Source organism: Atopobacter sp. AH10 (assembly GCF_003664595.1).
Lineage (GTDB): Bacteria > Bacillota > Bacilli > Lactobacillales > Aerococcaceae > Atopobacter.
Genome location: NZ_QXPZ01000018.1, coordinates 18,031 through 42,381, shown reverse-complemented (window position 1 = coordinate 42,381; position 24,351 = coordinate 18,031). Strand labels below are relative to the sequence as shown.

Below are 24,351 nucleotides of genomic sequence, written 5' to 3'. Positions count from 1 at the left end.
ACCGCCCCTCCCCATTTACTATTTATTCCAACGGTCTCCTCTTTGGGCATGAATTCTCGCATGACACGATTTGCATAAAGATATCAAATTACTTTTATTATGATTTCCACCTTCAGAAAGAGGTTTGATGTGATGCACTTCTTCTACAGGAACTAAAATTTTCTTCTTAAAGCACTCCTCACAAAATGGATGCTCCTTAACATAAGCATCTCTTACTCTTTTCCACACTCGTCCATACCTACGGCGTACAGCAGGATTCCTGTCGTACTTCTCGTATCGTTTGTTCTCTTCCCTTTGATGCTTTTCGCAAAACCTGCCATCAGTTAAGTTAGGACATCCAGAGTAAGAACATGGACGCTTTGGTTTTCTTGGCAAGTCTTCCACCTCCTTTTGGGCATAAGAAAAGCCCTGAAAGATTTCTCTCTCAAGGCTTATATTCCTATAATTTTTGCTAAGTATAGCATACCACAAAGGCAAAACTATTAAAAGATAGTCAAACAGTATTATTTAGTCTCAAAGCGTCTCATTTTGTATCAACTTTTTATCTCTATAGGATTTTCAGGCATTTTTAACTTAACTAGTGCATTCCCATGCCACCTTAAAACTGTAGCTCTTGAAGCATGAAGTTCCTTTGCTATTTCATCCCATGTCATATTGTTTAAATAACGATAGGTAAGTAGCAGTTGTTCATCCACACTTTCAAGTTTTGAAATCATGTCAAGAATTTGCTCTTTAAGCCTGATAAACAATATAAGTTTCTCATTTATCTTTGCCTCTAAGTCCATTATTTTATTTAAACTTTTCACAAAAGGTGCTTCAGTATTTTTGCTAGTTTGAACTCTGTCTATATCATATCTTGGAGAGGATACACTTGTTGCCATTAACCTAAGTCTTTTTATATCTTCTAGGTAATGCTGTATTCTTTTATCAAGCAGATATGCTTGCTTTAAATATTCTTTTATTTCCATTCTTACCTCCAACTTGAGGTAAGTTCTCTCTAGAACCTCTTTTCCTCGTTACTTTAATCTTGCTTTAACTGAATCAATCAGTGCATCTTGCATTTTCTCTTTTGCCTTTAGTGCTTTCATCACATCTTCGTCAATAGTACCTTCAGAAACAATGTGATGAATAACTACTGTGTCTTTTTGTCCTTGTCTATAAAGCCTTGCATTGGTTTGCTGATAAAGTTCTAAACTCCAAGTAAGTGAAAACCATATAAGTGTTGATCCACCTAATTGCAAGTTAAGTCCATGACCAGCACTTGCAGGATGAATGATAGCTATAGGAATTTTCCCATTATTCCAATCACTTATATCCTTACTGGTCTTAATCTCTCTAACATCAAATCTTTTCTTTATTCTTTCCAAATCATGTTTAAACCAGTATGCTACAAGAACAGGTTTACCATTAGCACCTTCAATTAAATCTTCAAGTGCATCAAGTTTTCTATCGTGAATATGAATACTTTCCTTATCATCGTTATAGACAGCTCCACTTGCCATTTGGAGAAGTTTATTTGAAAGCGCTGCAGCATTTATAGCATCGATTTCTTCATCTTCAATGGATAGCACCATATCCTTTTTTAAGGAATCATATAGTTTTTGTTCCTTTTCCGATAAAGTAACTATCACTTCGTTCATGATACACTCTGGCATTTTCAGAAAATCTTTTGATTTCATGGAAATCGTAATATCTGATATAAGCTGATAGATTTCTTTCTCTGCTCCATCTTTAGGTTTATATGAAAATATCATCTGCTGATTTCTTTTGTCTGGTATAAAGAAGTTCTGTCTGTAGTGAGTGATATATCTTCCAAGCCTTTCTCCCATATCTAGGAGTCTAAACTCTGCCCACAAATCCATAAGTCCATTACTGGATGGTGTACCTGTAAGTCCTACGATTCTCTTTACCTTTGGTCTTACTTTAAGAAGTGACTTAAACCTTTTTGCCTGATAACTTTTAAAAGAGGATAGTTCATCAATGACTACCATATCAAATGTCCACTTGAATCCACTTTTTGTAATAAGCCAGTCTACATTTTCACGGTTAATAATATAAATATCAGCTGAATTGGATAAGGCTTTTTTTCTTTCTTCTTCTGTTCCAATCGCAATAGAACATCTAAGATTTTTAGTGTGTTCCCATCTTTCGCACTCTTGTTTCCATACATTCAATCCAATGCGAAGTGGACATATCACTAAAACTTTACACACATCAAAATAGTCATACATTAAATCATTTATAGCTGTAAGAGTTATTATTGTTTTTCCTAAGCCACATTCAAGCAATACCGCTGAAACAGGATGAGTTACTATATGATTGCTTGCAAAGTTTTGGTAATTATGCATCTGACTTTGCTTTAACAAATCTCCCAAATCTATCTCTCTCCTTTCCTGCTGCATGAATTATATGAACAGAAAAAATTTTTATTTCTATTACCATGCCTGCCTTGATATTCAAATCTGGTGCCACAGTTACTGCAATTTTTTAATTTCATCAATCACACCACCGATCATTTCTTTATCATCAATCACAAAACATTTAAAACCTAACTTCCTAAAATCAGCCATTCTTTTTAGCTGAAGAGGTCTTGGTTTTTTACCTTTTGTCTTAAGTTCTACAAAAGCAAACTTCCCTTCCGGGAGAAGAAGTAAACGATCTGGAATACCAGATAGACTAGGACTTACAAATTTTATTGCAAAACCACCTTTTTCTTTCACCTTACGAACTAAGCATTTTTCAATATCACTTTCTCTTAAACAGCTCATCTGCTCTCTCCTTTGCCATAGCCTTTATTTTTTCATCAATATCATTTCTTGTCTCACTAGCTAAATTGCCGTAAAACACATCAACATATTTATTTCCAAGATTAGGATAGTCAGAAAACATATTACTATCAGCCTTTGAACAGATTTCATCAATAGTATTTAATGCGTTTAATAACCTACCTGTATCCTTGGCATGAAGTATAGGACTAATTGCAACTACCGCTTTTGTCCCAACTGTCTTAAGGAGTCTCATATACGCTCCTGCATTTTCATAAACTTCAATTTTTCTTTCATTTCTTGTAATCATCGTATTTCTATTCCTTTCATCAAATTGTTAAAAATAGTTTTGTCCTATTTTGTCACGCTGTCGCTATATAGATAGCTTTTTTAAATTAATTTATTTATATATAAAGTATTGCTACATATAGAACTGTGTATGGGACGTGGGAACAGCGTGACAAAACCCTTATATGTGTGACAAAAAAGTCTTTTACTCCGATAAAACACTCGGATTGATGGAATACACCACATTCTTAGGTCTTCCATTTCTCATTTTTTCTGCCGGATCTATTTCTGAAAGACGGATATATCCATAGTCTTCAAGATTGTCCAGTATGCTCTGTGCCTCTTCTGCACTTCCAACCCACCTGCAAAGTCTCATGACTTCCCTTCTTGTAATGTTTACAAGTTCTTTTTCTTTTAATTTTTCAAGAACCATAAGAGCTGCCTTAAAGTCTGAACGAACTCCCATATCTCCATAGGCATTAACTGCATGGACTAAAAAATATTTTCCAATTTTACAAGCATTAGAAAAAACTTCTTCATCAATTACAATCGGTGAATCTTCTTCTAAAAGAGCATCTCCCACATCTTTTTTTATCACACTACTTCTTGCAAGTATCCCTGCAATGCGAAGCGTATTTCCCACTAGTTTTCCGAGCCAATCGCTGTACATAGTAAATTCACCTACAAGCTTTTGTTCCACCCAGTCAAAATACTCTTTTAAGAGTTCCTTTGCCTTTTCACTCAGCTTTATAATTTGTGTATTTCCCGTCTTTTCTTCCATCAGAATATTATCGATTAACTCCTTATATTCCCTATATACATCTTTGGAAATGCATTCTGATTCTAAGGTCCTTTTTCCAACAAAAGATTGTGGTGTAGTGTATAGAAATCTTGCGGTTAGCCCTCTATGACGAAACTTCTTATTTCTCATTAGCTCACCAATCACTACAGGTTGAACAGACAAAAGAATGCTAAGACACGCATTTTCAACATAAATAGAATTTCTCATAATTCTATCTACGGATATGTTTTCTCCGGAGTAGGCTTTAAGGAAAACATCAATATTTACCTTGCTGGAATAAGTGCCTGATATGACATCAAAAATTCCACCTTCGGATGAAATAATAGAAATAGCATTATTATTTTCTGCCAAACTTTCTGTGAGTTTTTCAGTAGTCGTATCATCCACATAAACCTTTAAAGGCTTACTTTCTGTAAAATTTACAAGTTCTTCTACCACACTTCTGATTTCATCATTAAATTCACTAGCAGTTTTGTCCTCTCCCTTTTTCTTACTTTGGCTCAGAAGACTGTTTTTCTTGTTTTCTAGTCTCTGTTTGATGACTTTAGACATTTCAAACTCCACTTTATGAATTTGGTTATATTTTTTGATATATTCATCCACAGGTTTTATGACAAGCGAAATAACTGCAGACTTTCTTTCCGAAGGCTCTGCTATAATTACGCTGTAAATATTAGTTGGTTCATGCCAATCCGCTTTTCCCTCAACTTTATATAAATTTTTCATACAAGCTGATACAGTAGCAAGAACTCCAACTGCTGCCATATCCACAGGAGTCTGTGTTGATTTTCCTACAGCAATTGCATAGTTTCGTAAAGCCTTAGGAAGGGCTTCAATAGGAAAATCTGGCATCTTTTCTCCCGTAAACGGTAATGGCTTCTCCCAAGAAACTTTTTTATATTCGTCTGGAGGTATATATCCTTTTTGTTTAGATATATTTTCATAAAAGCTGATTGCACTCTTCCAAATGAGTGAAAGTTCTTCCCTATCCAAAGGAGGGTTACACTTTTCAGATTCCTCTAAAAATGCTTTTTTTGCCTTTTCGCTTTTCCCGTATCGTTTTAAGATAATTCCTGCAAAATGGCTTAATGTAGAATTACGGCTTCCTTCTTGTATTTGGCTACCTAATATAGGTAGATCTTCAAATTTTCTTCTTCCTAAATAGTCAGTAACTGTTAAATCCCCTTCATAAAGTTCTACTTCCGGATTTGATGTTCCATAAATAAACCTTGCGGCATCTAAGGCATTATCATCAAAGTATGGAAATTTAGCTTGAATTTGCACTTTATAATCAGCGTATTCATCAGCATCCTTTATTTCTTCAATTGGAAAATAGACATGAAACCTCGGTCTTGCAGATTTACCTGCTTTGTCTTTCATATGGTTTCTACTATACGATGCAAAAAAGCATACTCCTGGAAAGGCTAATGCAACATCAAAAGGTGTCACCCAATCATCTGGGTCATCAGAATGGTCATTATCACAATCCATCGGTATACAGTCTGACTTTATGAAGTTATCTTTACTTCTGTAACTACCATTAAAACTTCCGCAAACATGGTCAAAAGAGATAGCTTTTATAAAGCTATCCCTATCAGATACCAAGACCTCATTTGGATATATACAATTGCTACTATTTCCAATACAAGTAGCAGTATGAATTTTAAAATTTAGCATTTGTCTTAACCTCCAAACCCTCACTTGTAAAATACTTAATAACCTGTTTTCTTTTTTCAGCGATTTCAATTTCTCTCTTCATGCCTTCGGTAATTTCACTACCAAACACCCATACTTCCTGGCATTTACCTAGAAGTATGATATCCATAAAAAGTGCATCCTTTCTTTGTTCTAACTCTCTATCATCCATAAAAGGGAACAAGAGATGTGGAGTTACAGGAATTGCACCATTCTTATAGGCAAGTTCTGCATAGTGAATGGCTTTCTTGATGTTTAACTCTTTATCACCACTATATGGAGAGCAGATATATGCAAGTGGTCTGAAGTTTGGATTTTCAAGGTGCTTCTTGTATGTCTTACTCATAATCTGCCTCCCTTCCAATCTTTCCTAAATACCATTCGAGTTGTCTTTTTCTTGATTGATAGTCCGGTGTTGAAATAAGTAACCCTGCATCAATTTTTTGCAATCTATCTATTAGATACATTTGACCAGAGTTTAGATAAGGACGAATACTTTGTCCTTTATCTAGCCCATACAATTCCCTGAACTGTTTTGCTGACATCCCAAGAACAAGTCGATTTATCATGTCGCATTCGTTACTGTAGTGGTAAGCCTTTGGATGGTCATGAATTAAAGTAATATTTTCAGTTAAGATAGGAAACATCTCTCTTGCTGAAATAAGCGTTGTTATGAAATCTTCCATCTCATTAAACTTTTTGATATATAGTTCTTTAAACTTCATAGCCTTTGGTCCGGTATAGCCCATTGCCAAAATGGTAAAACCGTCTCTTGTTAACAGATAGCATGGTAGTTTTCTTCCAGTAGTATCTCTATATTCACTGAGCGCAAAATTGAGCTCAGTGAATTCTTCACTTAAGCCAGAGTCAGTTGATACTACTTTTCTGATATCCCTTAGCACTTCTTTATGATTCTTCTCAAAGAACTGTGCAACAAATCTGCTGTCTACTCTGGCGGTGTTGTGCTTGTCAGCCATAATGCCATAATCATTCATTGGAATCATTGCTTTCATGATTAACACCTCCATTCACACATCCGCTTAATTCTTCTACTGCCACTTGGAGCTCTTTTATTTGCTGGTCTCTTACCTTATCCATTGTTTCCAAGTAGGTGATTTTTTCTTCAATAGTCATCTATTTGACCTCCTGTAATTTTTTTGAAGGCACTATTACCTTCTAAATCACAGGCAAAGAAAAAGAGCGGATAGTAAACCCCGCTCAAAATTTTTCTAATCTTTTTTATAAAATTCGCATTCGTAACCATCGGCACGAAGAAGTAATCCCTTCGCCCAAGGTGGTGTTCTTCCCATTTGCTCACATACTGCATCAAGGCTCATTCTTTTATCTGCCTCTATTATTATTTCATCATGGACATGTGCTACTATCTGGCAGTTTTTTAATGTCTTCATAGCAAAAATCAAAATATCTCTCGCTGTTCCTTGAATAATATTTTCTACAAATTTAGGACCATAACTTTCCAGCCTTTCCCACTTTTTAGCATTCCCAACACCTTCATAAGTAACTGACTCTCCACCGAATTTATTCTCGCCAATTCTAGGTTTTACATAGGCAAGCTTTCTTCCTGAAGGAAGTTCTATAAATAAAAATCCACTTTTCCATGAGAATTTTATGCCATGAGTTTTAGTATTTATTCTTTGCTTTATACAGGTTTTGACTGCTCTATCCACATTCCACCAAAGACTGGTAATCATAGGATTAGAGTTTCTCCATGCATCAACCAGTGGCTGAAGTTCATCTTCTGTAAGTCCCATATCAAGTGCTCCCATAGCTTTTAAGGCACCTACCGAACCACCATAGCCAAGTGCTAGTTCTGCGATTTTTCCTTTTTGTCTAAGGTGGCTATTTACCCCATGCTTTTCAACAGGAACGCCAAACATCTGACTAGCCGATGAACAGTAGATATCTTTACCTTCTTCAAAGACCTTCATTCTCCATTTTTCTCCTGCAAGCCATGCAAGGACTCTCGCTTCAATGGCTGAAAAGTCAGCTACAATAAATTTGTTATTGTTCTGTGATACAAAGGCTGTTCTAATCAGTTGAGATAAGGTATCTGGGATATCTTCATATAAAATTTCAAGTGCATCTACATTTCCTGATTTTACAAGTGATCTAGCATCAGCTAAATCTGGCAGATGGTTTTGTGGTAGGTTTTGTAACTGAACAAGTCTTCCTGCAAATCTTCCAGTTCTATTTGCACCATAATAACGAAACATGCCTCTTTCCCTATTGTCTGTACAGGCAGCATTTTTCATTGCTGTATACTTCTTAACAGAAGACTTTGATAACTGTTGTCTTAAAGTAAGGACTTCTACTAATTCTTTTGATGCAGTCTTTATTTCTTTTGCTACTTCCTTTTTGCCTAAAGACTCCATTTCAAGTCCATGCTCCGATAGCCAAGTTCTCATCTGCAGAACGGAATTAGGATTTTCAAGTCCGGTAATATCTACAAGTTTTTTCATAATGTTTTCTCTAACATTACTATCGATTTCTATCGCTGATTCAACAAGTACAGGATCAATAGCAATGCCTCTATCGTTGATTTCCTGGTCTAAATAAAACTCATCCCATATATCTTCTGAAACAGGAAACTTTGATAGTTTTGTTTGAATACCTATTTCTACTTCCACATCACGCTTGTTATATGCTTTGAATTGTTCCCATTTTTCTTCATCATGAAAGTACAGATTCCTTGTTCTTCCTCCGTTAGTTTTTGTCGGAGTGCAGGGGACACAAAAATACTTGATTAGGTTTTTACCTTCGCTTAATTTCTGCTTATCAAGTCCTAGCACAGCACCCACTCCTTCAAGAGATAGTGGCAATCCCAGTGTTGCTGACCAAATCATAGTGCATTTCCAAGAAGTCGGATTTAAAAACATAGCCATTGATGTACTCAGTTCATGATTATCATAGAAAGGATCTAGACTGGTGCCTTTATCCCTTAAATACCTTGATAAACAAACTCTCTCAAACTGTGCATTAAATGCCCATTTACTTATTTTCTCATCAGTGAGTGCGTCCAATATTTCAGCAGGGATTTCCTCTCCTTTTGCTAAATCTATGACTTTAACATCACTACCATCAACACTGTAAGCAAATAAGAGTATTTCAAAATCATCGGATTCAGCATATTTATATACACCAGCTTTTTGCAAATTGACACTACTATAGGTTTCAATGTCTATACTGATAGTTTCCATCTTCATCACCTCCACTAAAAATAAGGGTGGCAGATTAGTGCCACCCACCTTACTACTTTCCATTTATCTTTTCTCTGATGTCTAGATAAAGACTTACCAGTGTTTTTGCTACAAAATCTAAAAGCCATGTACCGATGAAAATAGCGATAAACCAATCAATTAATGTCATAATGACCTCCTATGCCAAGAAGTCATCATCTTCTAGGCTTGTAAAATCATCAGCAGCATTACTTCTTCCACCAAGTGGCTCACCATCTCTAATCTTTTGAATATTTCCAAGACCGCAGGCAATTCCCTTATTACCATTTGAGTTAAAGGCATAAAAGCTTATGGATACACGAGCATAACAACCTGAATATACTTCACTTCTATCAAGGATAGGTTTTACAGCTTTATCTACAATTTGAGGTGCTGTCACGCTATTTGCGTTGATGAAATAATGGCCTTTATATGCCTCATCATCACGCTCAATATCTCCATCACGAAGAGGAAGTTTAATTGCAGCCTTGTTTGGTTTCTTTCCACCAAACTTCCCGATTCCTTCTTCGATTGCAACATCAATTGCCTTTTCAATTGCCGTAATTGTTTCTTTATCATCCTTTGGAATAAGAAGAGATACACTATACTTCTCAGGTCCTCCATTAATTGACTTTGGCTCCCAGCCATTAAAATATGAAAGTCTTGTGTCTTTTCCTGTGATTACCTTTGTTCTACTAATATTTGCCATTTTAATTTTCCTCCGTTATTTCATTAAATTCGTTTTTTACATTTGATACATTTACTTTCTGACGCTTATCTGAGTTTGGTACAAGCGTCAACTTTCCAGGCGGTTTGATAATGAGGTCACCTAGAATATCCTCAAATTTCTTCTTTCCCATTAGTTTTTGCATTTCAGTGAGGGTAATAAGACTGGTTTTAAAGATATCGGAATAGCCATTTTCTTTCGCCTTTTCTATTACTGCATTTTCATCCTTATACTTTCTTACAGACCTACCCTCTACTACCTTAAAGCCTTCCCACTCTTTACCGTAATTAACTGCCATATCTGTTGCATATGCTAAGATGCTATTTGCCCATGAAGTTAAATCGGGAATAACCACTAGGATTTCTTCTACTTCAGCATCTGTTAATAGTGGGGGTAGTTTAAACTCATCCTTTGCAAGTTTCAGCTTTTCTTCAGCTCTTGCTCTACACCTAACTGCAGCCTTACAAAATTTGCACCAATCACCTGAGCAATATTCTCCCTCGCCTTTAATAGCAAGCTCTGCTTTAGGCTTTAGAACTTCCTCTGCCCACTTCTTCAGTTCTTCTGTAGCAATTATCCAAGTAGACACATTTTCTCTTCTAGGCTGAAAGATTGACATACTGACTTCCTTTATGTCATATAGACTCTCATAAATTGCCAATGCTCCAAGTGCATAGCATTTCATCTGTGAATTATCATAGGCATCCACAAGAACTCCCTGTCCATACTTAAAGTCAATAATGGAAAGCGTATCATCTGAAACGATCAAGCAGTCTGCCGTTCCGAATCCATCTGGGACATACTCTGAAAAATCCACTTTTTGTTCAATCAAAATAGCCGGATCCTTACATTTCTGCTTGGCTATTTCTAACTGCTCCAAAACAAAATCCACATAGGCATCAGTACATTCCTGCATTTCGTCGGAATCATAATCGGATACAGGTCGTTTACTTCGCATCTTTAATGCCTTTTTTAGTTTGTGCTCACAAAAAGCGTGTGCCGCTGTTCCTTCTTCTGCTGCAGATGAACTGGTATTTTCAAACTCCATCTCAAGCACAGCACTTGGTGTACAGTTAAGCCACCTATGGGAGCTTGATGGAGATAAAATTGCATGGCCCAGGCCAGTCTCTCTTGCACCTTTGGTACAATTCACCTTCTGTTTAGTCAATTTTGATTTCCTCCGCTTCTTTTAATAGCTGACTGTAGTTTTCCTTTGGTACATCAGATAACTTCGTTCCGCCAAACTTAACAATCAGCTCTTTAACCTCTGCAGTTTTCCCATGCTGACTTAAGGTAGCAAGCACAGCCCTTAAGTCTTCCAGTTTTACCTCTTTTGACTTCGGTACTTTTTCTTCCTTTTCATCTTTTATTAGCTCCTTTAGATTTTTCACGAGCGATTCTAAGTCTGTGATGATGTTTTTAATTACTTCTTTTTTCATGATTACATTTCTCCTTTTAATACTTCTTTGACATCTACAGATTCAACGGTTTCTCCGGGCTTAAGAAGATAGACCTGTGTATAATCTCCAAACAGCCACTTAATAATTTTTGATGGAAGTTTTCTGATTGCACCTTTAAGCACAGGTGTCTTTTTTCCATCTTCATTTGTTACATTAATTACGACTTTGTGTTTCATAACTTTGCCTCCTTTCTGTAGGGCTCGTATTCTCCCTTACAAATCACAGGCAAAGAAAAAGGCAAGGTAGTAAACCCTGCCTAAAAAATTTTTTATCTTTTCATGTTTTTTCTGATTACATCATACGCAGATGCCAGTCTCTTTGTTATTGCCATCTTGGTAACGCCAAGCATATCTGCAATTTCCTTTTGTGTGTATCCGTCAATAAACTTAAGGTCAAGAACCTCCCGCTGTTTATCTGATAGAAGTTCCCTTATATCTTCCATCTCCTCTGACCATTCAAACTTGTCATCAAATGGAACTGCTGTTGCTGCAATAACGCTGGACTTGTCTTCATCAATCTCATTTTCAAAAGCAAAATCTAAAGATAGATTATAATTTGATGGAAAAGCCTCGCTGACAGCATCTTTGATAGCGTCCTTATTTGGTTCATAACCATGTTGAAGTTTGAATTTTTGAACATACTCTTTTTCGAATGCCTTAATTCTTTCTTTTTCTTCAGCACTTCTTTCCGGTCTAAGATTCTTACAATTGTAATAAACCACACTATCATCCAGTGCATGAAGTCTTTTAATGTCCATCTCAGTTACACCATCTTCTCCTGGTCTAAGTACTACCATTTCTGTTGTGTACCCACCACTTTCCGTTCTAACTTGATATGAGTATTTGTATACTCCACGTTCTGCTTGTTTCGTTTTACGAATTCTCATTAGATATCCCTGCCTTTCTGTATTTGCAGAGAGATCTGACTCTATGAATTCATCACTACAATTTTTACGGTCTTGTGAGCAATTAGGCTTTTTGGTATAATCATATTGATATGATTTAATATGAATTGCTCGTAACTATAAAAATCATAATTACAAAAAATCCCTAGAGAAATCTCTCTAGGGTTACCTTGAAGTTTATAAGGTTTAAGCAGAATGCTTGATAAGGTTTATATGGTTTACGAGGTTTATATTTTCAAAAAAGAGTTTGCAGGAGGCAAATTAACATGAAAAATAGCTATCCCCGTCTATGTGGCGGAACATTTTTTGTTCTTCTGCTTCGTGCCAAAAGAACTAAAGCTAAAAAAGATATACGAAAATACAGTGCTAACGGTATTACAAACCCTGAATTTCTGAAGGGTTTAATTACGATATTTGATTCCAGTTACTACGAACCATCTGGCTCCTCCTTGGAAACCAACACATCACGTTACAAAAAATGTGAAATTTCCAAAGCTGATTGTTTGCCATTTGATGACAATGCACTAATTACTGCATTTGATAGACAAATTAAAGAAGACTATTACACTCTTTTAGTTAGAATGAAGGAGCTACTTGATTACTTTCTTACCATCGATAAGGCGCCTAAAATAGATGAGCTTGTTTATGGGATTCTTAATCTTATAATAAACGATTACTCTATTAATCAAGACGATATCTTTTATGCTCTACCTAACGGAACAGGAATAATTAAAAAAGATTTAATATCTACGCTAGACATAAATCTTTATTCACTTATTCTTGGCGTTTGGCATTTCATTTTAACAAGTCGCAAGGATAATAAAATTGGAGCTTCAACGATTAAGTCTTGGCATGAAGAACCTCTTGAAAAAGGTGAGGCTCACATTTTTACTAGTTCAATTGGCAGTACCTATCATCTAGATATAAAAATAAGCACTCTCATTGAACAAAATGAGAGTGTTGAGCGTGAAATCAGTGATGAAGTCAATAAAGATTTTTTCGAAGAACCTGAAATAGAAATTTTGGATTCTGTTGATACAAATGAAACATCACAACACCAAGAAAATAAACAACCTACAATTAACAATCAGTTTATTTTCAATCAATCTGGTAGTGGCGTAAACATAGGGCAAGTTACTAACGTAATTATAAAAAATGGAAAGGTGGTTGATGCTGAATGACAAATGATTTAGATATCGCAAAACAAGAATCTAGCCTTCCAACAAAAAATAACAACACCTATAAGTTTGAACAAACTGGAGAAGGAACTAACATAGGTCTTGCCCAGAATGTAACAAGTACAACTGTAAATATAATGCTTCCTACAAATAATAGTGGTAGTGGTTATACGCAAAACTATATCAAAAAAACAATTAACACAGAATTTTTCAATCTGTTTGTTATTTTAGGGGAGCAATATGATAAGCCATACTTTATTGTTGATGTTAAAAGGGCTTTGACTGTTAATGAAGGAACTGCCCAGAATATACATAATCGACTTGCTACATTTTCAGAAGAAGCAAAGGCTGAAATAATGTCATATCCTTGTATATTTGCCACAGAGAATTATCGTTATAGCCCACCCGAAGCACCTCATACTGGTCCGCAACTTGCACAGTACGGATTTATAACCAAGATACAGCAAATGCATAATGGAGATTTAAAAATCTACTTCCAATCATTACCTATGTGTCCAATCCCACAAGAAACACTCAACCATATGATTACTGAATTGGATTTACAAGGTAATGAGAAAGTTAACGAATTTGATAGAACACACTGGTCAATTAAAAATGTAAATATTGTTGAAGAACTTAAATTAAAAGGAATTAGCCTTTTAATCCCGTCTATATAGCAAACGGAGGATATCATGGCAGAATTAAATCAAGAAGCAGAAAAATGGGTAAATCTCGAAAATATTGCAGACCATCTAAGCGTTAGTAAAGATACGGTGAGACTATGGATAAAAGATGGAAAACTTCCCTTTTATAAAGCAGGAAAAATGTATAAATTTAAAATTTCAGAGGTTGATAAATGGGTGCGAGAGGGTCGCATCAAAGAATAATTTTTAATGAGGTACGCCTATGACTAATAAACTAACATCAGCGATAACGGAAGTATCGCTTAATCAAGCTACATTTCATAATAAAACATTTGCTCCATCCTATATCAATTTTTTATTTGGTAACAACGGATGCGGAAAATCTACCGTTGCCAAAGTTCTAAAAGATAAAATTGATCTTACATGGGATATTGGTTGTACTGCAGATGACTACCTTATGCTTGTATATAACGAAGAATTCATTAAAAACAATATTGCAAGTTATGGTGGTATGCCCGGAGTATTTACTATAAGCGAGCAAAACGCTCAGACTCAAAAAGAAATAGAAGATGCAACTGCAGAACTTGGAACAGCACAGAAAACCTTTGCAGAAGCATCGTTAAATCTTGCTGAAAAAGAAACTCTATTGAACAAACAATATGATGCTTTTCAAACTATATGCTGGGAAAATACTAAAGATTTTAGAAAATCCGTTGATGCTGCATTAGTTGGTAAAAAGACTAAAGATGGTCTTTCTAAAGCCTTGTTATCTGAAGCAACCCCTAAAATGTATGATGAAGCATCTTTGATTTCCATTTGTGAGGCCGCCTTTAGTAAGGATGCTACTACATACCCCGAATTATATACCGTTGATATAACAACAATACCTAATTCGACAATTCTAACTAAAAAGATAATGAGTAGTAGTGATAGTCCTTTTTCAACATTTATGAAGGCAATCAATGCAACTGATTGGGTACGTCAAGGTCATGAAGATTTTCATACAGATGGTATATGCCCATATTGCCAAAGAGAACTCCCAGAAAATTTTGAAGAAGAAATTGCTTATTGCTTTGACAAAGAGTATGAGTCAGATTTAGCTACTCTAAAATCATTTAAAAATAGCTATATCAGTGCAATAAATAAAATTGAGAACACATTGAAGACTAACCTGCAAAATGCGTACCCTAAAATTAAAACAGAGCTAACTGCATATTCAAAGCTCTTAGATGTTTTCAAAACAAACGTGGAATTAAATACTAGACGTTTTGATGAAAAATTTAGCCAATTAGACTCAATTATTGAGCTTGAGGATTTGACTGAAATTATAACCGAATTAAACAACATGATTTTGACTATGAATAGCAAGATTCAAAAAAATAATGAAGTTGTAAATGACAAATCAAAAATGCAACCGCAGTGTAAATCTGATGTTATTAAACATCTCGCATTTATACTGTCCGATGAAATTCAAAAGTATCGAAATAGCCGTAGTGCCTTACAAAAAGAAATTGATACTCTTACACTAGAAAAAAGTAAAGCTGATGATAAAATTAAATCTCTCCGCAGGCATTTATCTGATTTACGCAAGCAAATCGTCAACACTTCAGCTGCTGTTGAAGGTATCAATACTTTACTTACAGATACAGGATTTCAGGGATTTTTCATTCGTGAAAAAGAAGATATCCCGAATGTCTATGAAGTAATAAGAACCGGGACAGGAAAAGTCGCAGAGAACTTAAGCGAAGGAGAAAGGAATTTCATCGCCTTTCTATATTTCCATCAATTGGTTCTTGGTAGCTTAGAAGCTGATTCTGATGTCAAGGATAAAATAGTAGTTATCGATGATCCTGTTTCCAGTATGGACAGCTCTACTCTTTTTGTAGTTGGCGCATTGGTTCGTGATATGATTGCCATTTGTAATCCTGATTACATTACAAAGGAACATCCAAAAGATTATATCAAACAGATATTTATCTTAACGCATAATGCGTTCTTTCATCAGGAAGTCACTTATAATCAGGCACAACATTACAGGTTTGTATCTTTCTTTGAAATAGTAAAGCTCGATAATAACTCTGATGTGATACTTTGCACTCAGTCTAATCGTGAAACCCCTTCAATTAAAGAGAACAGAAACCCTATTCAAAATTCATATGCTGCTCTTTGGGATACCTATAAAGAAGTTTCATCTCCTAATACACTGGTTAATGTAATCAGACAAATTTTAGATTACTACTTCTTACAATTATGCGGATATAGCGGAATTGACATAAAAGATATAATTTTAAAGAATCATAGGGATGATTTTATCACCATACTACCAGATGGTACTGAGGACTGCTCAGATTTACATATGGCAGCATCATTACTCCAATATTTATGTACAAGTAATGACCGTATATCAGATGGTTTAAACTTCATTCATGCTAGTGTTGATACCGATAGCTGTCGCAGAATTTTTGAAAATATCTTCCGACATATGGGACAAGGTCAGCATTTTGATATGATGATGAAGAGGTAACAAATATTAAGGAAAAGAGGAAGAAAAAAATGAACCAAAACATTATCGAATACGCACGAGAGCTTTCAATTAAAAAATTATTTGAGACAAATGGTTTTTCAACCGTCTGGCCAACATGGAAAAATAAAATTCAAACAGATATATTTAATTCTGCACCACCGACAGAACATTTGATTTATTCTATTGGTGATAATTTAAGGGATATCTTTAGAACTACTGGCCAAGCAGGACGTTCACAAAGCGAAGTATCAGGTGGTGGAGCAAACTGGGAAGCCTTAGTGTGCTGGTATCTCAACATCTGTCTAATCGATAGGCGTACTTTCGTTCTAAAACATAATAAAGACCTAATACCTAGTCCAATAAAAGATGCCATTACAGTGAATTATGGGAATTTCCGCTCAAACACAGAGTCTGATTTGATTGCAATAACCTTTCCAGATAAAGCCGAATACACAATTGATAAAGAACAAATTTTAATAAAAGACATTCATGGTAATTCTGTAGATATCAGTAAAGGAAAAAATTATAATTTTTTACCTATATTGGATGCTCTTGTTGCAAGAGACTTTGATGACATTGAAATACATATTATTCAATGTAAGACAAACTGGAATGATAACGCTCAAATACCAATGCTATGGGATGCGGTATATTCTGCAAATACCTTTAGAAATGGAATATCAGTTGGAACTAACGGTTACTCTATCCACGATGCCAAAAGATTCACATATTCATTTGTTACTGTTCCGTCCAATCAAATTAAAAAAAATGGAAGATTAACATATAAAAACACATCTACCGCTGTACTTCGAGTTCTAAATCTTTCAGGTGGCAATTATTGGGGATTACCATCAGAAACTGGCGTTGCAAGTTCAATCAAAGAGCTTCTTGAACGAAATCTAAAAAGTGGACATAGCAATGGAATTATATCAACAATTCGCACCTCTATGTCCTACTTAAATTCTACCTATTCCTATTTTGATATCATATAAACTTTACAAAGCCTTCAGTATTTCCTCTGCTATTGCTTTAGCCAATAGTGGAGGAACTGCATTCCCAACCTGTGTATACTGAGGAACCTCTACTCTTCTTCTTAAACCGCCCGTAGTTCTTTTCCCTAGAAATTCGAAGGAATCATCAAACGATTGACATCTAGCCATTTCTCTTACACTAAAAGTTCTTGATTCCCAAGGACTAATATAATCATCAGCTATTGTAACAACTGTAGCAGATGGTTGATTTGAACTCCATCTTTGTCTAATATTTTTCTTAGTCAACAGCACATCTGCATCCTCTTTACTTGCTTTAGCATTCTTAAAAAGTGATATAACTTCCGATTTAGAAAGGTTTAATCTTTCTGAACATAACTTTATTAATGCTGGTTTATCTGAAATATCTATCCCTTCCTCTAGAACACGTTTCTTTAGGTTAGAGCCACTTTCACCTTCTTTAAATAAGCTAAATCTTTCACGTACTATATCTGTTTGTTTTGGCAAATCTATATTGCTATATTTTTTTGATTTGATAGGCCTTCCGTTTAATTTTGGAGTTCTACCATTTATACTATCTTTCTGATAATCAGTTAATTTGTTATTAATTATTTCTTTTATACTATCGTCAACAATTAAATCACCTATAGCATCTTGCAATGTTACATATTCTTCCGGTTTAACTGTCGGTTCTGGATAAGCTGGTTTTTTCAAACCCTTTCTATATCCAATGAATATAATTCTTTTCCTTCTTTGTGGAACGCCATAATCACACGCATTTAAAATTTTAGGCTCCAATGTATTATAGCCAATTTCATTTAATTCATTGGTTAATATTTCTGGAGTTACCGATCCATCTGGATATTCAATACCGGTTATACCTTTATATCCCATAAATTGCATGTCTACAAACCCTTCGACGTTCTCCAAAACAATATATTTAGGTCTTACTTCACTTATTACCCTTACATATTCTCCAAACAACATATTTCTTGGGTCTGATTTGTCTCTTCTACCAGCTCTAGAGAACCCTTGACAACTAGGACCTCCAATCATCAAATCAATTTCTGGTACTTTTTTATTCTTAAATATGTCTAATTCTGAAATTCTACGTGATATAGTTTCTCCTGTTAAATTTTTAATATCTGATCTTTCAAACCATGTATTTTTACCTTGTATTAATCCAAGTTGTTTATGTCTATTAACATAAGTTAACTCAACCATATCACTTATGTCAGAACTAAATAAAATGTGAAAGCCCGCTTGAATTAATCCTTCAGAACAGCCTCCAGCTCCACAAAATAAATCTACTGCATAAGCCATTAATAATTCTCCTAATATAATATATTTTGTAATGGTCATTACTTCCACTACACTTCTATAACCATTTTAACCTGTAAACTCATAAAAGTCCAGGAGTTTATTGTATATTGCCATTACTTTTTTTATTTATCAAGTTTATCAAACATAAGATCAATAAATTCTAAGGTGGGTGCATTTTTGCAAATATCCATTCTGTCTTGTCGACCTTTTACTGTCGATAAGTTTCCACACACCTATTTTATAGTCCAAAAAACAAGGCTTATTCCAGCCCACCTATACCTTTTAACGATAGCACTGGAAGAAGCCTATAATTTCTACACTTTATTTACTTAGTGGGTGCAACTCTTGACATCAATACGACACTCTCAACGTGGCTTGTCTGAGGGAACATATCGACCGGTTGGACTTTTTCTACCTTATAGCCTCCTGCCACTAAATCAGCAACATCTCTAGCTAAAGACCCCGGATGACAAGACACATACACTATACGCTTAGCTTGAACCTTAAGGATGCTTTCTCTAACAACAGGATCCAAGCCTTTTCTAGGAGGATCTACGACAATCAGATCTGGTCGTAGGTCTTTTTCTTCTACCCATACCGGTAGCAAATCTTCACATTTTCCTGCTTCAAAGTGAACATTATCAATGCCATTCAGCTGAGCATTTAATTTTGCTTGTTCAATAGCTTCTTTCACCACTTCTATGCCATACACCTTTTTAGCTTTCTTGGCAAATGGCAAGGTCATCGATCCCAAGCCGCAATACAAGTCGAATACCGTATCTTCTGCTGTAACTTGGCTAAAATCTATCGCTTCTTGATAAAGTCTTTCCGCTTGCTCAGTATTTACTTGAAAGAAAGATAATGGGGATATATGAAAGCTTAGCCCCATTAAGTCTTCTTCATAATAGTCCTTTCCCCACAACACTTTCGTTTTCTGCCCTAAAATTTTATTCGTCTTTTCACTTTGAATATTCTGAACAACTGAAACTAAATGAGGGCATTCTTTCGTCAAGCGATCTAACAACTGTAGCAAAGGCTCACTAGACGATGTACGTGTCACAAAAATAAGCATTAATTGCTGACAACGCTGACTGTATCTAACCACTAGATGGCGCAAGTAGCCACGATGTGTTCTTTCGTCATAGGCTTCTAGTCCGGCTTCTCTTAAGATATCCCTTACCTTTAAAATGTTTTGATCAATTTCTTTATATTGGATATAGTAATCCGTCATAGGAATCAAATCATGGCTTCTAGCCCTATAGATACCTGTTTCAATTTGACCCTTTTTATTTTGAAGAGGAATTTGTGCCTTATTTCGATAGCCTTCCTGTCTTTTAGCGCCTAAAGTCAGTTCCACCTCAACATCTAAGTGTCCAATTCGTTTAAAGGCCTCTTTCACTTGCTTTTGTTTAAAGCGTAGTTGCCCTTCATAAGACAAATGCTGTAAAGGCATCGTCCCAGTTTGGAAACCCAGCTTGTCTTTTAAAGCTACCCGCTCTGGGCTATCACTTATTCTTTCTTCCACTCGGGCGATGCCGTAATTTTTCCCAACTTTGATGACTTTCAAACGCACTTCTTCTCCTACCAAAGCATTCGATAGAAAAAGAGGGTAGCCATCTATTTTAGCTACCCCCATTCCATCATGCGTTAAATCGACAATCTTAGCGGTATAGCTGTCGCCTTTTTTGACGATAAACATGATTCATTCTCCTTTAATTAAGGGGCTTCCCCCACTTTTCGATCCTTGCGAATCTCTTTACTCTTCCATACTAGCAACAAGAAAGGGGATTTCCCCCTTTTCCTATCCTTAAGATCCACTAGGTCTTTCACTAGTTCAAACAAGTAAGGAAGGTTCTATACAAAGCTTGGCTACTTACGGATTCATTTCTCTTTACTTCCTAAAAATCACTTGCCTAGTCGCTAGTTAAGCATCATTTTCTTCTAGTCGTGCCATTTCCTCTTTAAACTGCCGTTCTGCTTCTTTCAACTGCATATCATTAGGGGTAACCAAGTTGTAATGGCTGAGATTATTATAAATTTTGAGATGTTGTTGCAAATTTCTAAAGACTGCCGGAGCATCCCCACCATATTCTCCATCCACGTTCAACATTAAACGACTTCCGTCAATGGCTTCTACACGAATAAAGCGTGTTTTTACATAAAGAATATTAGGGTTGTTGATGTGTTTGCCTCCTAAAAACATTTGATTGACCATGTGAGCTATATCAAACAAATTCGCAGTTTTTACCACTAGGAGAGTAAACATCCCATCGGTCAGATTAGCGTCTGGGACAATTTGTTCGAAACCACCAATAGAGTTCGTCAGGGCGACGAAAAACATGGAGGCCATCCCTTCATAAATGCCCTGATCGTGTTGAACTCGAACCATCATTGGGCGTATTTGTGGCAATTTTTCAGCACCTTTAACCAAATAAGCCAAGTAACCAAAGACTGTTTTAAGTTTGGCTGGGACATCATAGGTTAAGTCCGTTAAATAGCCACCTGCTGCAATGTTAATAAAGTACTTATCATTGACTTGTCCTACATCAACTGCCATTGGGTTACTTCGAACAATCAATTTTGCTGCTTCTAACACATCGTCTCGAGGAATGTTGAGTGCCCTTGCATAGTCATTGGTAGTACCAGCAGGAATAATGCCTAAATTGGGTCTTTCTTTTAATGGTGCTAAACCAGATACCACTTCATTAATGGTGCCGTCTCCTCCTGCTGCAACCACTAAATCAAAGCCTGCAAGCCCTGCTCTTCGTGCTTCTTTCTGCGCCGATAATGGTTCGGCTGTGGTGCGAAAGGCGCTAGTTTCATAACCGCCCCTTTCTAAAATATCCAAAATGTCCATCAAGTAAGGTTTTAAAGCCTCACGTCCAGAGCTAGGATTATAGATCAAGCGCGCTTTCACGCCGTCACCTTCCTTCACTTTTTTAGCGTTTTGCCATTTCTTCAGCTAATAGTTGATTAACCACGCCTGGGTTAGCTTGACCCTTTGTCTTCTTCATGATTTGGCCAACCAAGAAGCCTTTAGCACGGTCTTTCCCATTCTTGTAATCGTCAATAGATTGTTGGTTTTGATCGAGAATTTCCCTAATGATTGGCAATAATTTTGCTGGATCACTTAATTGCACCATGCCATGTTTGACAACGACTTCTTTAGGATCTCCACCTTCAGTCGCTAAAAGGCGGAAAACTTTTTTAGCCATCTTAGAAGAAATAGTTCCATCTTCGATCAAATTAATCATTTGAGCGAGGTTATTCGGTGTTAATTTAGTTTCTTTCAGTTCAAGGTGCTCGCTATTCATATAGGCGGAAACTTCTCCCATTAGCCAGTTAGAAGCCGACTTAGGATCTGCCCCAGAAGCAACCGTTTCATCAAAGAAGTTCGCCATATCTAAAGATAGTGTCAATACCATCGCATCATAATCAGGCAAACCATATTGTCCAGTGTAGCGTGCCCGGCGTTCTTCAGGCATTTCTGGGAAGTTATCACGAACTTTTTGTACCCATTCATCGGAAATTGTCAATGGTGGCACGTCTGGTTCTGGGAAGTAACGGTAATCACTGGCTCCTTCTTTGACCCGCATCAAGATAGTTGTTCCAGTAGATTCATCAAATCGACGAGTTTCTTGTTGGATAATGCCTCCACTTCTCAACACATTGGCTTGTCGTTTTTCTTCGTAAGCTAATCCCTTCTTCACATTGTTGAAGGAATTTAAATTCTTCAATTCTGTTTTAACCCCGAATTTCTCTTGCCCATAAGGACGTAATGAAAGGTTGGCATCACACCTCATAGAACCTTCTTCCATACGGACATCAGAGACTCCGGTAAAGAGGATACGTTCACGTAAAGCTTCTAAATAAGCATAGGCTTCTTCAGGGCTTCTCATATCGGCTTCAGAAACAATTTCTACTAAAGGCGTCCCTTGCCGGTTTAAATCGACTAATGAATGGCCGTTAACCCCATGCATATTCTTACCTGCATCTTCTTCCATGTGGATTCTCTCGATACGAATCCGTTTTTTCTTTCCTCCAACTTCTATATCGATATAACCATCATAGCCAATTGGTTTATCTAACTGAGATATTTGATAAGCTTTTGGATTGTCGGGGTAGAAATAATTTTTACGGTCAAAGTGTGTTTCTTGATTGATTTTGCAATGTAAGGCCATTGCAGCTCGCATACCTAATTCGACGACTTGTTTGTTCAAGACAGGTAGAACCCCTGGATAGGCCCAGTCCACCACATTGGTATTGGTATTGGGTTCGCTCCCGTAGGCGACTGGAGAGCCGGAAAAAATCTTGGTATTGGTTTTTAATTCCACGTGGACTTCAAGCCCAATAATTGTTTCAAAATTCATGCCGTACCTCCTAAAATTCTGCTTGGTCTGTAAACTTTAGATCTTGTTCCAAAGCATAACCAACATTATAAAGCGTTTGTTCATCGAAAGCAGGTCCTATCAATTGAATCCCCATTGGTAGTCCTTTGGCATTCAATTGTGTAGGTAAGGCCAAAGATGGTAATCCTGCCAAATTCACTGGAATGGTCAACAAGTCTGCCATATACATTTTCACTGGGTCGTCAGCGTTTTGACCAAACTTAAAGGCTACATCTGGTGATACAGGAGCCAAAATCAGGTCAATATCCGAAAATGCTTTGGCAAAATCTTCTTTAATCAAGGTTCTTACTTGGGCAGCCTTTTTAAAGTAAGCATCATAATAGCCAGAAGAAAGAGAAAAAGTACCTAACATAATCCGACGTTTCACTTCTTTACCGAATCCTTCTGAACGCGTTTTAACGAAGAGTTCTTCAAGGTTTTTCACATGGTCAGCACGGAAGCCATAGCGAATCCCGTCAAAGCGTTGTAAATTCGAGCTGGCCTCAGAGCTAGCCAAAACATAGTAGACAGATATCCCATAAAGAGCGTGTGGTAAGCTTATTTCTTGAACACTAGCCCCCAAAGCTTCTAAACGTTTTTTGACATCTTCCACATTTTTGCGTGTTTCTTCTGACACAGCATCCGTCATGAATTCTTTTGGTAGACCCACTTTAAGCCCTTTAATATCAGGATTAATAAGATCTGCAAAGTGAGGTACTTCTTTTGGCGAGGAAGTAGAGTCCATTTTGTCTAGGCCACAGATAGCTTCCAATAAATGGGCATTATCTGTCACCGTTCGTGTCATTGGACCGATTTGATCCAAACTTGACGCAAAGGCAATCAAGCCATAACGTGAAACTCGTCCATAGGTTGGCTTCATCCCCACTACACCATTGTAGAGAGCTGGTTGGCGAATCGAACCACCTGTATCACTCCCTAAAGACCCTGCCAACATTCTAGATCCAACCGCAGCAGCAGAACCACCAGAAGATCCCCCTGGTACATAGTCTTGATTCCAAGCATTCTTAGTCTTTTTGAAATAGGAAGTTTCTGTAGAAGACCCCATTGCGAATTCGTCTAAGTTCAATTTTCCGATGATCACAGCACCTGCATCTTTTAATTTTTGAACAACTGTTGCATCATAAATTGGCACAAAGTTTTCCAAAATCTTACTGGCAGCTGTAGTCGTTAAATCTTTGGTCACAATGTTGTCTTTAATCCCAATTGGAATCCCATTAAGGCTAAAAGCTTCACTATAGCCCCGTTCATCTGCAGCCCTTGCTTGACTAAGAGCGGCTTCTTTATCAATAGCTAAAAAAGCATCAATGACTTGATCACGTTCTGCTACCAAATCCAAGGCATCTTGAGTGAGCTCTACAGAAGTAAATTCCTTTTCATAAAGGCCACGATGCATCTCAACTAAAGTTC

General features: G+C 36.5%; 25 protein-coding genes. 5 read left to right on the top strand and 20 right to left on the bottom strand.

The window, feature by feature from the left end; translation table 11 throughout:
* Positions 1–18: 18 nt before the first annotated feature.
* The 15 genes from D3H64_RS03845 to D3H64_RS03780 form a co-directional block, all read right to left on the bottom strand.
* On the bottom strand, positions 19–375 hold the full coding sequence (locus D3H64_RS03845) for an HNH endonuclease (protein ID WP_121564938.1): 357 nt from the start codon (positions 373–375) through the stop codon (positions 19–21).
* A gap of 158 nt (positions 376–533) precedes the next feature.
* Positions 534–968, bottom strand: a complete 435-nt coding sequence (locus D3H64_RS03840) for a DUF1492 domain-containing protein (protein WP_121564936.1) — start codon at positions 966–968, stop codon at positions 534–536.
* Positions 969–1,016: 48 nt separating this feature from the next.
* Complete coding sequence (locus tag D3H64_RS03835) at positions 1,017–2,348, bottom strand: DEAD/DEAH box helicase (protein ID WP_121564984.1); 1,332 nt, start codon at positions 2,346–2,348, stop codon at positions 1,017–1,019.
* A gap of 126 nt (positions 2,349–2,474) precedes the next feature.
* Positions 2,475–2,768 (bottom strand): VRR-NUC domain-containing protein, encoded by a 294-nt coding sequence (locus D3H64_RS03830; protein ID WP_121564934.1) that lies wholly within the window; start codon positions 2,766–2,768, stop codon positions 2,475–2,477.
* Positions 2,746–3,075, bottom strand: coding sequence for a hypothetical protein (locus D3H64_RS03825; protein ID WP_070606218.1), 330 nt, complete (start codon positions 3,073–3,075; stop codon positions 2,746–2,748). The genes D3H64_RS03830 and D3H64_RS03825 overlap by 23 nt, the downstream gene beginning before the upstream one ends.
* A 183-nt stretch (positions 3,076–3,258) precedes the next feature.
* A complete protein-coding gene (locus tag D3H64_RS03820) occupies positions 3,259–5,532 on the bottom strand; it encodes a DUF3987 domain-containing protein (protein WP_121564932.1) in 2,274 nt (757 codons plus the stop codon).
* On the bottom strand, positions 5,519–5,896 hold the full coding sequence (locus tag D3H64_RS03815) for a DUF4406 domain-containing protein (RefSeq protein ID WP_121564930.1): 378 nt from the start codon (positions 5,894–5,896) through the stop codon (positions 5,519–5,521). Before D3H64_RS03815 ends, D3H64_RS03820 begins: the two co-directional genes overlap by 14 nt.
* Complete coding sequence (locus D3H64_RS03810) at positions 5,889–6,563, bottom strand: Rha family transcriptional regulator (protein ID WP_063633218.1); 675 nt, start codon at positions 6,561–6,563, stop codon at positions 5,889–5,891. The genes D3H64_RS03815 and D3H64_RS03810 overlap by 8 nt, the downstream gene beginning before the upstream one ends.
* The gene (locus D3H64_RS10345; RefSeq protein WP_174222369.1) at positions 6,538–6,684 is read right to left on the bottom strand and encodes a hypothetical protein; all 147 of its coding nucleotides are present in this window, start codon (positions 6,682–6,684) and stop codon (positions 6,538–6,540) included. The genes D3H64_RS03810 and D3H64_RS10345 overlap by 26 nt, the downstream gene beginning before the upstream one ends.
* A 95-nt stretch (positions 6,685–6,779) precedes the next feature.
* A complete protein-coding gene (locus tag D3H64_RS03805; protein ID WP_199700127.1) occupies positions 6,780–8,768 on the bottom strand; it encodes a DNA polymerase in 1,989 nt (662 codons plus the stop codon).
* A gap of 178 nt (positions 8,769–8,946) precedes the next feature.
* Positions 8,947–9,495 (bottom strand): DUF2815 family protein, encoded by a 549-nt coding sequence (locus D3H64_RS03800; protein ID WP_121564928.1) that lies wholly within the window; start codon positions 9,493–9,495, stop codon positions 8,947–8,949.
* Between the two features lies 1 nt (position 9,496).
* Entirely contained in the window at positions 9,497–10,681 is a 1,185-nt protein-coding gene (locus tag D3H64_RS03795; RefSeq protein WP_233554877.1) for a DUF2800 domain-containing protein, read from the bottom strand.
* Positions 10,674–10,952: a hypothetical protein gene (locus D3H64_RS03790; RefSeq protein WP_121564926.1), complete on the bottom strand. Its 279-nt coding sequence runs from the start codon at positions 10,950–10,952 to the stop codon at positions 10,674–10,676. The genes D3H64_RS03795 and D3H64_RS03790 overlap by 8 nt, the downstream gene beginning before the upstream one ends.
* Positions 10,953–10,954: 2 nt before the next feature.
* Positions 10,955–11,149, bottom strand: coding sequence for a hypothetical protein (locus D3H64_RS03785; RefSeq protein WP_063633222.1), 195 nt, complete (start codon positions 11,147–11,149; stop codon positions 10,955–10,957).
* A 92-nt stretch (positions 11,150–11,241) separates the two neighbouring features.
* The gene (locus D3H64_RS03780; RefSeq protein WP_121564924.1) at positions 11,242–11,859 is read right to left on the bottom strand and encodes an RNA polymerase sigma factor; all 618 of its coding nucleotides are present in this window, start codon (positions 11,857–11,859) and stop codon (positions 11,242–11,244) included.
* A 284-nt stretch (positions 11,860–12,143) separates the two neighbouring features.
* On the opposite strand from D3H64_RS03780, the gene D3H64_RS03775 reads away from it, so the two are divergent.
* From D3H64_RS03775 to D3H64_RS10395, 5 genes are read left to right on the top strand one after another with little or no spacing between them, the layout of a single operon-like run.
* Positions 12,144–13,058 (top strand): hypothetical protein, encoded by a 915-nt coding sequence (locus D3H64_RS03775; RefSeq protein ID WP_121564922.1) that lies wholly within the window; start codon positions 12,144–12,146, stop codon positions 13,056–13,058.
* The gene (locus D3H64_RS03770; protein WP_121564920.1) at positions 13,055–13,732 is read left to right on the top strand and encodes a hypothetical protein; all 678 of its coding nucleotides are present in this window, start codon (positions 13,055–13,057) and stop codon (positions 13,730–13,732) included. The genes D3H64_RS03775 and D3H64_RS03770 overlap by 4 nt, the downstream gene beginning before the upstream one ends.
* A gap of 15 nt (positions 13,733–13,747) precedes the next feature.
* Positions 13,748–13,942 carry a helix-turn-helix domain-containing protein gene (locus tag D3H64_RS03765; RefSeq protein WP_093999326.1) on the top strand — a complete coding sequence of 65 codons (195 nt, stop codon included), beginning with the start codon at positions 13,748–13,750 and terminating at the stop codon, positions 13,940–13,942.
* A gap of 19 nt (positions 13,943–13,961) precedes the next feature.
* On the top strand, positions 13,962–16,223 hold the full coding sequence (locus D3H64_RS03760; RefSeq protein ID WP_121564918.1) for an AAA family ATPase: 2,262 nt from the start codon (positions 13,962–13,964) through the stop codon (positions 16,221–16,223).
* A 29-nt stretch (positions 16,224–16,252) separates the two neighbouring features.
* Positions 16,253–17,215, top strand: a complete 963-nt coding sequence (locus tag D3H64_RS10395; RefSeq protein WP_121564916.1) for a hypothetical protein — start codon at positions 16,253–16,255, stop codon at positions 17,213–17,215.
* Between the two features lie 3 nt (positions 17,216–17,218).
* Here the strand turns inward: D3H64_RS10395 and D3H64_RS03750 are convergent, their stop codons facing one another.
* From D3H64_RS03750 to gatA, 5 genes are all read right to left on the bottom strand, one after another.
* Positions 17,219–18,535: a DNA cytosine methyltransferase gene (locus tag D3H64_RS03750; protein WP_093999323.1), complete on the bottom strand. Its 1,317-nt coding sequence runs from the start codon at positions 18,533–18,535 to the stop codon at positions 17,219–17,221.
* 325 nt (positions 18,536–18,860) lie between these two features.
* A complete protein-coding gene (rlmD, locus tag D3H64_RS03745; protein WP_121564914.1) occupies positions 18,861–20,234 on the bottom strand; it encodes a 23S rRNA (uracil(1939)-C(5))-methyltransferase RlmD in 1,374 nt (457 codons plus the stop codon).
* Positions 20,235–20,459: 225 nt separating this feature from the next.
* Complete coding sequence (locus tag D3H64_RS03740; protein ID WP_121564912.1) at positions 20,460–21,452, bottom strand: diacylglycerol kinase; 993 nt, start codon at positions 21,450–21,452, stop codon at positions 20,460–20,462.
* Positions 21,453–21,474: 22 nt separating this feature from the next.
* On the bottom strand, positions 21,475–22,905 hold the full coding sequence (gene gatB, locus D3H64_RS03735; RefSeq protein WP_121564910.1) for an Asp-tRNA(Asn)/Glu-tRNA(Gln) amidotransferase subunit GatB: 1,431 nt from the start codon (positions 22,903–22,905) through the stop codon (positions 21,475–21,477).
* Positions 22,906–22,915: 10 nt separating this feature from the next.
* Complete coding sequence (gene gatA / locus D3H64_RS03730; RefSeq protein ID WP_121564981.1) at positions 22,916–24,337, bottom strand: Asp-tRNA(Asn)/Glu-tRNA(Gln) amidotransferase subunit GatA; 1,422 nt, start codon at positions 24,335–24,337, stop codon at positions 22,916–22,918.
* Between the last annotated feature and the right edge of the window lie 14 nt (positions 24,338–24,351).

Coding starts and splice junctions, on each gene's coding strand:
- D3H64_RS03760 (WP_121564918.1), top strand. CDS start 13,962: ATGACTAATAAACTAACATCAGCGATAACGGAAGTATCGCTTAATCAA.
- D3H64_RS10345 (WP_174222369.1), bottom strand. CDS start 6,684: ATGACTATTGAAGAAAAAATCACCTACTTGGAAACAATGGATAAGGTA.
- rlmD (WP_121564914.1), bottom strand. CDS start 20,234: ATGTTTATCGTCAAAAAAGGCGACAGCTATACCGCTAAGATTGTCGAT.
- D3H64_RS03805 (WP_199700127.1), bottom strand. CDS start 8,768: ATGGAAACTATCAGTATAGACATTGAAACCTATAGTAGTGTCAATTTG.
- D3H64_RS03790 (WP_121564926.1), bottom strand. CDS start 10,952: ATGAAAAAAGAAGTAATTAAAAACATCATCACAGACTTAGAATCGCTC.
- D3H64_RS03750 (WP_093999323.1), bottom strand. CDS start 18,535: ATGGCTTATGCAGTAGATTTATTTTGTGGAGCTGGAGGCTGTTCTGAA.
- gatA (WP_121564981.1), bottom strand. CDS start 24,337: ATGCATCGTGGCCTTTATGAAAAGGAATTTACTTCTGTAGAGCTCACT.
- gatB (WP_121564910.1), bottom strand. CDS start 22,905: ATGAATTTTGAAACAATTATTGGGCTTGAAGTCCACGTGGAATTAAAA.
- D3H64_RS03810 (WP_063633218.1), bottom strand. CDS start 6,563: ATGAAAGCAATGATTCCAATGAATGATTATGGCATTATGGCTGACAAG.
- D3H64_RS03815 (WP_121564930.1), bottom strand. CDS start 5,896: ATGAGTAAGACATACAAGAAGCACCTTGAAAATCCAAACTTCAGACCA.
- D3H64_RS10395 (WP_121564916.1), top strand. CDS start 16,253: ATGAACCAAAACATTATCGAATACGCACGAGAGCTTTCAATTAAAAAA.
- D3H64_RS03800 (WP_121564928.1), bottom strand. CDS start 9,495: ATGGCAAATATTAGTAGAACAAAGGTAATCACAGGAAAAGACACAAGA.
- D3H64_RS03770 (WP_121564920.1), top strand. CDS start 13,055: ATGACAAATGATTTAGATATCGCAAAACAAGAATCTAGCCTTCCAACA.
- D3H64_RS03840 (WP_121564936.1), bottom strand. CDS start 968: ATGGAAATAAAAGAATATTTAAAGCAAGCATATCTGCTTGATAAAAGA.
- D3H64_RS03835 (WP_121564984.1), bottom strand. CDS start 2,348: ATGCATAATTACCAAAACTTTGCAAGCAATCATATAGTAACTCATCCT.
- D3H64_RS03780 (WP_121564924.1), bottom strand. CDS start 11,859: ATGAGAATTCGTAAAACGAAACAAGCAGAACGTGGAGTATACAAATAC.
- D3H64_RS03820 (WP_121564932.1), bottom strand. CDS start 5,532: ATGCTAAATTTTAAAATTCATACTGCTACTTGTATTGGAAATAGTAGC.
- D3H64_RS03830 (WP_121564934.1), bottom strand. CDS start 2,768: ATGAGCTGTTTAAGAGAAAGTGATATTGAAAAATGCTTAGTTCGTAAG.
- D3H64_RS03765 (WP_093999326.1), top strand. CDS start 13,748: ATGGCAGAATTAAATCAAGAAGCAGAAAAATGGGTAAATCTCGAAAAT.
- D3H64_RS03825 (WP_070606218.1), bottom strand. CDS start 3,075: ATGATTACAAGAAATGAAAGAAAAATTGAAGTTTATGAAAATGCAGGA.
- D3H64_RS03775 (WP_121564922.1), top strand. CDS start 12,144: ATGAAAAATAGCTATCCCCGTCTATGTGGCGGAACATTTTTTGTTCTT.
- D3H64_RS03785 (WP_063633222.1), bottom strand. CDS start 11,149: ATGAAACACAAAGTCGTAATTAATGTAACAAATGAAGATGGAAAAAAG.